At 64.9% G+C, this 9,684-nt stretch carries 2 protein-coding genes; one reads left to right on the top strand and one right to left on the bottom strand.

Annotated elements, in window-relative coordinates; genetic code table 11:
* Positions 1–154: 154 nt before the first annotated feature.
* Complete coding sequence (locus tag ABZ420_RS09430; protein WP_357119406.1) at positions 155–7,978, bottom strand: amino acid adenylation domain-containing protein; 7,824 nt, start codon at positions 7,976–7,978, stop codon at positions 155–157.
* A gap of 424 nt (positions 7,979–8,402) precedes the next feature.
* Here ABZ420_RS09430 and ABZ420_RS09435 point away from each other — a divergent pair.
* Positions 8,403–9,684: FxsB family cyclophane-forming radical SAM/SPASM peptide maturase (locus tag ABZ420_RS09435; protein ID WP_357119409.1), on the top strand; the 1,282-nt coding region annotated here is incomplete at its 3' end.

The following is a 9,684-nucleotide window of genomic DNA, read 5'->3' on the forward strand; positions in this document are numbered from 1 at the left end:
AAGATCATGGCCGGCAGGCGAATAATCAGTGAGACAGTCCTGATCTCCGGTGAGCCCGAACATCGCGGCCGCCACCGGATCGGCAGCCGCGTACTCGGTGACGACCCGGTCACAGATCCGATGGACCCTCTCGCCTGATGCAATGCGGCGCACGCTACCGCCCGTCCGCTGGGTCGGGCACTGACCGCGTTGTGCCCACGATCGAATCGAGGGTGCCCGATATATCGAGATCATCGATGGTAACGGCGGGATCGCGGGTAACCGTACAAAGTATTCGCAGGTATCGGGCGATGACCGTATCGATCGTCGATCGATGGAAGAGGTCCGTCGCGTATTCGAGGGTCACGGGATACCCGTCGGCGGGTTCGGGGCTGTCGGTGATGGAGAAAATGAGGTCCGACCGCGAAATCCCGAGCGATACGGGATAGCCGGTGACCTGTATACCGGGGAAGCGGACGGCCGGGAAGACGTGACTCTGGAATACCAGTGTTACTGGTACCACGGAGGTCAGCAGTCGATCGAATGCGCCGGATCCGTCCGGATCGAGTAGCTCGACGAGATGTTGCAGCGGAAGATCCTGATGGGCGTATGCCGCCAGGGCCTTTTCTCTCACTGCGGCGAGTAGTTCAGCGAATGAAGCCGGCCCCTCGACGGAGACGCGGAGAATCCACGAAGCGTGGAAGAATCCGATGAGGTCGGTGAGGGCGTCGTCGACGCGGCCCGCGATCGGAGAGGCCATCGAGATATCGCCACCTCCGCCGAGTTGGCCGAGCAGCACCACCAGGGCGGCCTGGAGCACCATCGGGGCGGTGGCCCCGTGAAGACGTGCGATTCGCTGTATTCCAGCGCGGGTTCGGCTGTCGATTGTGAACTCTGCCGCGCTGCTGGGATGGCTGGGCCTTGCTCGACGCGGCAGGTCGGTCGGTAGTAGGCGCTCAGTGGGGAGCCCGGCGAGTTCTCGCTTCCAATAACGGGATTGGCGGGAGAACTCACTCTCGGGATCGCTGGGGTCGCCCAGAAGCTGGTTGTGCCATTGGGCGTAGTCGGCGTATTGGACCGGCAGCGGGGTCCATCGGGGTTCGGTGTGGCTCCGACGTGCGGTGTACGCGTGCGCCAGGTCACGGCCGAGCGGATGCAGGGACCATCCGTCGGCGGCGATGTGGTGAAGAACCAGCAGCAGCACGTGCTCGTCCGTACCAGTGCGCAGTATCGCCGCGCGAAAGGGTATATCGGTTGCGAGATCGAATGGGTGCCGGGCGAGTTCGTCGACGATTCGTGCTGCGTCGGTCGCGTCCACCGGCGAACAGGAGGTGATGGTGATCGGGCAGTCGACGGGGTCGTGGATGTGCTGGTAGGGCTGCCCGGAGGGGGCCTGTCGGATAGTGGTGCGCAGAATCTCGTGGCGCACCACGAGGTCGTGTATCGCGTCGGTGAGCGCGGTTGTGTCGAGGGGGCCGGTCAAGCGCGCGGCGAGTGGCATGTTGTAGTTCGCCGAGGGGCCTTCGATGCGGTGGATGAGCCGAAGGCGTTCCTGGTTGGCCGACAGTGGGGGCCGCGCCGGCCGCTCCTGTGGGGTGAGGGACGGGCGTGGGGTGATGGTGTTGTCGAGGCGGGTGGTGAGTTGGGCGATGGTGGGGTTGTCGAAGATGGTGCGGAGGGGGATTTCGGTGCCGAGGGTGGTGCGGATCAGGGAGGCAAGGCGCGTGGCGCGCAGCGAGTGGCCGCCGAGATGGAAGAAATCGTCGTCGATGCCCACTGCGGGGATGTCGAGTATTTCGGCGAAGAGGCCGGTGAGTAGGCGTTCGCGGGCGGTGCGGGGGGCGCGGTATGCGGTGGTGGGGGTGCGAGTGGGTTCGGGCAGGGCGTTGCGGTCGAGTTTGCCGTTGGGGGTGAGCGGGAGATTCTCGAGTGTGACGATTGTCGTGGGGACCATGTAACGGGGTAGTAGCGATGCCGCGAATCGGCGTATCTCGTCGAGGTCGGGATCGGCTGCGGTGTCGGTGACGATGTAGGCGGTCAACTGTGTGTCGCTGGTGTTGTCACCGTGGGTGTGGGCGAGTACTACGGCGTGAGTGATATCGGGATGGCGGGTGAGTGTGTTCTCGATGTCGCCGGGTTCGATGCGGAAGCCGCGGATCTTGATCTGGTCGTCGGTGCGGCCGAGGTATTCGAGTGCGCCGTCGGGGCGCCGGCGGGCGAGGTCTCCGGTGCGGTACATGCGTTCGCCTCGAATGAATGGATCGGCGACGAACCGTAGCGCGGTCGGTCCGGGCCGATTGCGATAGCCGCGAGCGAGCTGGGCGCCGGCCACATAGAGTTCGCCGGCGACTCCGGTCGGTACCGGCTGTAGCCACGAATCCAGTACGAAAACCCGGGTATTGGCCAGCGGATGCCCGATCGGTATCGGGCGATCGGGCGCGTCATCGGCGGTGAGTCGGAATATTGTCGCGAGAACCGTCGTCTCCGTCGGGCCGTAGCCGTTGAAGATGCGAACGCCGGGTAGGGCGGCCCGGCTCTGTTCGACGATTCCACGCCGGAGGGGCTCTCCGGCGAAAATAATTGTTTCTGTGATGCTTTCGCTGTCCAATTCGTCGACCACCGCGGTGAACGCCGTAGGCACCGTGCTGACTATGCTTCCGCGCGAGTGGTTCTTCCGCAGCTCGAGAATGTTTTCTACGAGTTCTATGGATGCGCCGGAGCACAGGGCGGCGAATATCTCGAAAATCGAGACGTCGAACGCCGCGGATGTACTTGCCACGATCCGGGTATCGGCTGTAATGCCCACTGCAGACGAAAGTTCGGTGATGAGGTTGGTGGTGTTGGCGTGGGTGATGGTGACGGCTTTGGGTCTTCCGGTGGTGCCGGAGGTGTAGATGAGGTAGGCGGGGTTGTGCGGGAGGGGTGGATTGTAGGTTGCGGGTGGGGTGGGCGTGTGGAGATGCCGGGCGTGGAGGTGGAGGCGAGGTGTGCTGGTCGGAGGTAGTGGGGTGGTGGTGTCCGTGAGGATCAGGGTGGGTCGGGCGTCGGTGATGATGTCGGCGAGCCGGGCCGGTGGGTGAGTGGGGTCGAGGGGTAGGTATGCGGCGCCGGTTTTCAGGACGGCGAGCATGGCGATGATGAGGTCGGGGGTGCGGGGTATAGCGATGGCGATGATGGTTTCGGGCTGTGCGTTGTGGGTCGTGAGGTGGTAGGCGAGGTTGGTGGCCCGGGTGTCGAGTTCGCTGTAGGTGAGGGTGCTGGTGCCGGTGTGGATGGCGATGTTGCCGGGGGTGTCTCGGATTCGGGCGTGGAGTAGGTCGACCAGGGTGGTGGGGTCGGTGTGGGTCTCGGGGGTGTGGCGGAGTCGGCGTAGCTCATCGGCGGTGAGCAGGCCGAGGCGGCCGACGGCGACGGTCGGATTGGTCGCCGCAGCGTGGAGGAGCTGCTCGTATCGCGCGATCAGGGTCTTGATCGTGGCGTCGTCGAACAGGGCGGTGGCGTATTCGATGGTGATCGGGTAGCCGTCGGTGGGGTTCGAGGCATTGGCGATCGTGAACGAGATGTCGACACGGGAGGTACCGCTGGTCATGGGCCGTGGAGTGGCGCGAAGATCCGGCAGTGTGAGGGTGGGTGGCGGTTCGTTGAGGAAGGTGAACAGGACTTGGAAGATGGGATGGTGTGCGGCTGTGCGGGTGGGGTTCAGCTGTTCGACGATCTGGTCGAAGGGGGCGTCCTGGTTGGCGTATGCCGCGAGCGCCTTCTGCTTGACCTGTGCCAGTAGCTCGGTGAACGGCGCGTCAGGGGCGATGATGGTGCGCAGGACCCAGGTGTTGACGAAGAATCCGACCAGGTCGCTGAGCGCTTCGTCGGTGCGGCCGGCGATAGATGAACCGACGGGGATGTCGCGGCCCGCGCCGTACTTGTTCAGCAGGAGGGCCAGCGCGGCCTGCAACACCATGGCCGGAGTCGCGTTGCCCTCCCGGGCGAGTTGTTCGACGGCGAGACGAATGTCGGGTCCGATATGGAACGTCGCGGTGGTGCCCCGGTGATCGGCCGCGCGTGGGCGCGGTCGGTCCGTGGGGAGAGGGAGCAGATCCGGGAGCCCTGTCAGTTCGGCAGTCCAGTATCGAAGTTGTCGTGAAAGTAGGCTGTCGGGGTCGTCGATGGAGCCGAGTAGTCGGTTATGCCAAAGGGCGTAGTCGGCATAGTGGACCGGCAGCGGCGTCCACACGGGTTCGTGGCCGTCGCGGCGTGCCCGGTACGCGCTGGTCAGATCTTGTATCAGCGGAACCATCGACCAGCCGTCGCCCGCGATGTGGTGCAGTACCAGGGCGACGGTGTGGTCGTGATCGTCGTGCCGAAAGATCGAGGCCCGCAACGGAATATCGGACGACAGCTCGAAGCGATGGCTCGCCAGTTCGGCCAGTGCGGCCGTTGTGTCGGCCTCGGAGGTACTGCGATGGACTTCGATGGGAATGTGCAGATCGTCGGGATCCAGGATGCGCTGGTGGGGTGTTCCGTCGGCATCGGCGTATACCGTGCGCAGAGTCTCGTGCCGGGCGACGACATCGGCGACGGCGGTGGTGAGCGCGGCGAGGTCGAGTGGCCCGTTCATCCGCACGGCCATCGGCATGTTGTAGGTGGCCGATGGGCCTTCCGAGCGGTGAAGGAACCACAGACGTCGTTGAGCCGAAGACAACGGCACCACCGCTGGCCGCCGCTGTGGTGTGAGGGGGGCGCGTGGGGTGGTGGTGTTGTCGAGGTGGGTGGTGAGTTGGGCGATGGTGGGGTTGTCGAAGATGGTGCGGAGGGGAATCTCGACGCCGAGCGCGGCGCGGATGCGGGAGGAGAGGCGGGTTGCGGAGAGGGAGTGGCCGCCGAGTTGGAAGAAGTCGTCGTCGATGCTCACCTCGGGTAGGCCGAGGACATCGCTGAACAGATCGGCCAGTGTCTCTTCCTGGGCGGTACCGGGTTTGCGGTATGGGACCGTGGATCGCATCTGCGGTGCAGGTAGGGCGCCGCGGTCGAGTTTGCCGTTGGCGGTGAGCGGGAGGTTGCCGAGTGGTATCAGCGCCGTCGGCACCATGACGTCCGGCAGTTGTGCCGCGAGGAACTCGCGGACTTCCCGGATGTCCACGGCGGCCGCCGGGTCGGTTACCAGGTAGCCGACGAGTCGGGTGTCGCTGGTGTCGTCGCTGTGGGTGTGGGCGAGGACGACGGCCTGGGTGATGCCGGGATGGCGGGTGAGGGTGGCTTCGATTTCGCCGGGCTCGATGCGGAAGCCGCGGACTTTGATCTGGTCGTCGACGCGGCCGAGGTATTCGAGCATGCCATCCGGGCGCCAGCGGGCAAGATCGCCGGTGCGGTACATGCGTTCGCCCGGGGCGAAGGGGTTGGCCACGAATCGGGCCGCGGTCGGTCCCGGCTGCGTGTGATAGCCGCGGGCGAGCTGACCACCGGCCACATAGAGTTCACCGGGCGCGGCCGGAGGAACGGGTTGCAGCCAGGGATCGAGGAGGAAGGCGTGGGTGCCGGCGACCGGTGTGCCGATGGGTATCCGATCGGGCACGGGGTCGGCCGGGGTGAGTGCGGCGGTGGTGACGTAGACGGTTGTCTCGGTGGGTCCGTATCCGTTGACGATGTGAGCGTCGGGGAGCCTGGAAAGGGTCCGACGGACGAGCGCGCCGGTCAGCGGCTCACCGATGAACACGACGGTATGCGGCGTGAGAGTCGCTGGAGCATCGATAATTGCGGCAAACGCGGAGGGGACGGTGCTGACCAGTTCCCCGGCGGTCCCGGGGCGCCGGGTGAGTTCGAGGATGTTGCCGATCAGGTCCACGGTGCCACCGGTGGCGATCGTGGTCAGGATCTCGAACACCGAAACGTCGAATCCGGCGGAGGTGGCCGCGACGACTCGACCCGGGCCCGGCGGTCGAAGTGCCGCGGCGGCGGCGATGTGGGTCGCGAGGTTCCGGTGAGTGATGGCGACGCCCTTCGCGGCGCCGGTGGTCCCGGAGGTGTAGATGAGATACGCGAGGTTGTCGGGGTGGACGCGGACCCCGGCGTCGGGCGCTGTTGCGTCTGCGTCTGCTGCGGTGGAGTCGAGGCGGACTCGGGGTATCGCGGTGGGGGGCAGCGTGATGGTGCTGTCGGTGACAATGAGCTCCGGTCGGGCATCGGCGATGATGCGGATCAGCCGAGCCGGTGGATGGGTGGGGTCGAGGGGGAGGTAGGCGGCGCCGATTTTGAGCACGGCAAGCATCGCGATGACAAGATCGGGGGTTCGGGGCAAGGCGATGGCAACGATCGAGTCGGCACCGAGGGCCGTGGTCGTGGAGCCGATCAGGCGGCGGGCGAGCCGGGAGCTACAAGTGTCGAGTTCGGCGTAGTCGAGGTGTTGATCGCCGCATATCAATGCCGTTGCGCCCGGAGTCTTCCGGACATGGGTCGCAAACAACTCCGGCATGGTCGGGCCGATGTTCCCGGCGTCCGTAGCGGCTGCCGCCCCGCTCCGGACACGCAGAATCCGATCACGCTCGTCGGGGGTGAGCACCGAAAACCGTCGTACTGCCTCGGCCGGATCCGTTGCGGCGAGGGTATCCAGCAGCCCCAGAAACCGTCGATGATGTCCGGCCGCGGTCTCGGCCTCGTAGCGGTCCGCGTTGACGACAAGGTCGATACGTGTGCGGCTCGGAGTTCTCGGCAGGTCGTAGATGTCGAATGCCGCGTCCTGAACCAGTCCCGCCGAAACACTGTGTGCCGCAGCGCGATGGCCACCGAAGTCGAAATTCTCCAAAGATGACATGAAATTGAGCTGGAGTCCGGCAGAGTTTTCTACCCCGGTCGCGGCCCGCAACTCTCGGGTAATGCTCTCGCCGCGATACCGATGATGCCGAACAACAGCGGATACTTCTCTGCCGACGGCGAGTAATAGTTCCGATATCGGCCCATCGGGATGAACTTCGATGCACAGGGGAACCATATTCGCGACCGTGGCGGGCATTCGACGCAATACGCCGGATGCCCGCGCCGATACGGGAAGTTGAAGGAGCATCTCACAGCGGCCCGTCAGCTTGTGCACGTAGAGTGCCGCGGCGGCGATGAATACAGTCGACAGTCGAATACCGAATTCTGCGGCTGAACGCTGCAGTGCGGCGACGGTATCGGTATCGAGGTAGCCGGTGTGGCGGATTACGGAGGAGACCGGGCTACGCGTATTGCGATCCGCCAGTGTGGCAGGCTCCGGGGAGCCGTCGAGGCGGCCCCGCCAATAGTCGCGGTCCGCACGGTATCGATCCGAGTTCCGATACATGTTCTCGGCATCGACCAGCGCGGCAAGCGACTCGAATCGTGACGGGGACGGCAACCGGCCGGCCGAATATGCGGAATAGATGTCTGCGACGCGCTGAGCGATGAGGGTATAGCCCACACCGTCCATGACGATGTGGTGGTACCCCTGATACCAGGCATTGCGATCGGCCGCGAGCTTGAACAGCGCAAATGTGACGAGACCACCAACTTCCGGCCGCCGTGGATCGGAAAGCTCCGATCGCATCCAGTCTTCGGCGCGGCCGATCGGATCCGGATCGGTGCTGAAGTCGAACACCTGCAGAGTTCTCGCCGGCCGATCCGCGACGTACTGATACAGCGTGTGATCGGGCTGGGCGAATCGGGTCCGGAGCGACTCGGCTTCACACATCACCTGCCGGCATGCGCGGTCCATGAGCGTGGGATCTATCGGTCCGTCGATGAGGAAGTAGCCACCGAACCGATGGATCAGCGAGGACGGATGCAGCTGGTGCGTCAGCCAGATCTCTTGTTGCGCTTGGGTTGTCGGTAGCGGCGTACCGGGCGCAGTGCCGTTGTTCATGCTCGCGCTTTCTCGATGCCTCGCCGGGCGGCCCGTGACTTCCTGAGTGGCACAGTGGTATCCATTCCTGCCTACGAACTTCGACCTGACCGAGCCGACGTCGGTGCTCGCTGCGACTGCACGGACCATCCAATGGCTAGCACGCGGAAACGGTGCACCGCAACGATTCCCATCGCTGGTGAAGTTCGCGCCTCTCAGCTCGATAACCTCGTGGAAGGCCGCCGCGGCCAGTTCGATTCGGCCTGGTTGTCGAGAGTGACGCGGCCGGATTGGAGAACGATCATGAACGCAACGACGGGGAGTATCGCGTCCGCGGTATCGGACCTCCGGGCGACTCCGCTCGGTCAGCTGTCGGGCCAGAGCCTGTCCGACCTGATGAAGAACCTCAGCAACTCATCGGTTACGACCCTCTCCTTCAGCTCCAGGGTCTGATAGTCCGACGGAGCGAGCGAAGGCCGACTGAACCATGCACCCGAATTATGAACCGCTTCCTTTCCGGCAGTACGTGATAAAAGTGCACAGTCGGTGCGATCTGGCGTGCGACCACTGTTATATGTACGAGCACGCCGACCAGTCCTGGCGCGGCCGCCCCATGGAGTTCGCTCCGGAGACTGCCGCCCAGGTCGGGTTCCGCATCGCCGAGCATGCCGCGGGCCATGCGCTGCGGCGTGTCTCGCTCGTTCTGCACGGTGGCGAGCCCTTGTTGCTCGGTCCGGCCCGTACCAGGGAAACACTGGCTACGCTGACGGCGGCGATCGCCCCGGTCGCCGAGCCGGACCTCTACATCCACACCAACGGGGTACGGCTGGATGAAGAGTTTCTCGATCTGTTCGTGGAATACAATGTCCGCGTTGGTGTCTCGCTGGACGGCGACCGCGTCGCGAACGACCGTCATCGTCTCTACCGCAACGGGCGCAGTAGCTACGACAAGGTGCTCGCCGGTCTGGAGTTGCTGCGAAAGCCACAGTACCGGCAGCTGTACACCGGCCTGCTGTGTACCGTGGACATCGCGAACGACCCGGCGGCCGTGTATCGAGGCTTGCTCGAACAAGAGCCTCCCGCGCTGGATCTTCTACTTCCGCATTCCAATTGGGAACACCAGCCGCCTGGTCTGCGCGCGCCGCGCGACCCCGACGACCCGACTCGCGGCGGCGGTGAGTATTCCGACTGGCTGATCGCGATGTTCGAGGCGTGGAACGCCGATGGACGGCCGGTGCCGTTACGCACCTTCGATTCGCTGCTGGCAGCGATGTACGGACGGCCCAGTGGCGCGGAGTCGTTCGGGCTGGATCCGGTCGACCTCCTGGTCATCGAGACCGACGGCACATTGGAACAGGTCGATTCGTTGAAGACGGCGTATCCCGGCGCGGCGGCCACCGGCCTGGATGTCTGGCGCAACAGCCTCGACGAGGCGGCCGCGATTCCGGGAATCACCGTGCGCCAGCAAGGCGTCGACGGCATCGGCGAAACATGCCGGTCCTGCACGCTGGTGCAGGTCTGTGGCGGTGGCTTCTACCCGGATCGATACCGGCCGGGCGCCGGTTTCGACAATCCCTCGGTGTATTGCGCGGATCTCAAGGAGTTGATCGAGTACATGGCGAAGACAGAAGCCGACGCAGGTCGGGGTGGTGCGCAGACAGCGGCTCGGGATTCCGCGGCGTCGGCACACAGTTTGTCGGATGAGCAGTTCGCTCGGTTGGGGGCTGGTTTCGGGGATGCTGCGGCGGTGAGTTGGCTGGGGGCGGCGCAGTCGTCGATTCAGCGTGAGTTGGTGGCGGCGGTGGGGCGGTTCGGGCCGCAGGGGGATAAGCGTTTCACTGATGCGTGGGATTTGC

Source organism: Nocardia sp. NPDC005745 (assembly GCF_040630775.1).
In the GTDB taxonomy this organism is placed as follows: Bacteria; Actinomycetota; Actinomycetes; order Mycobacteriales; family Mycobacteriaceae; genus Nocardia.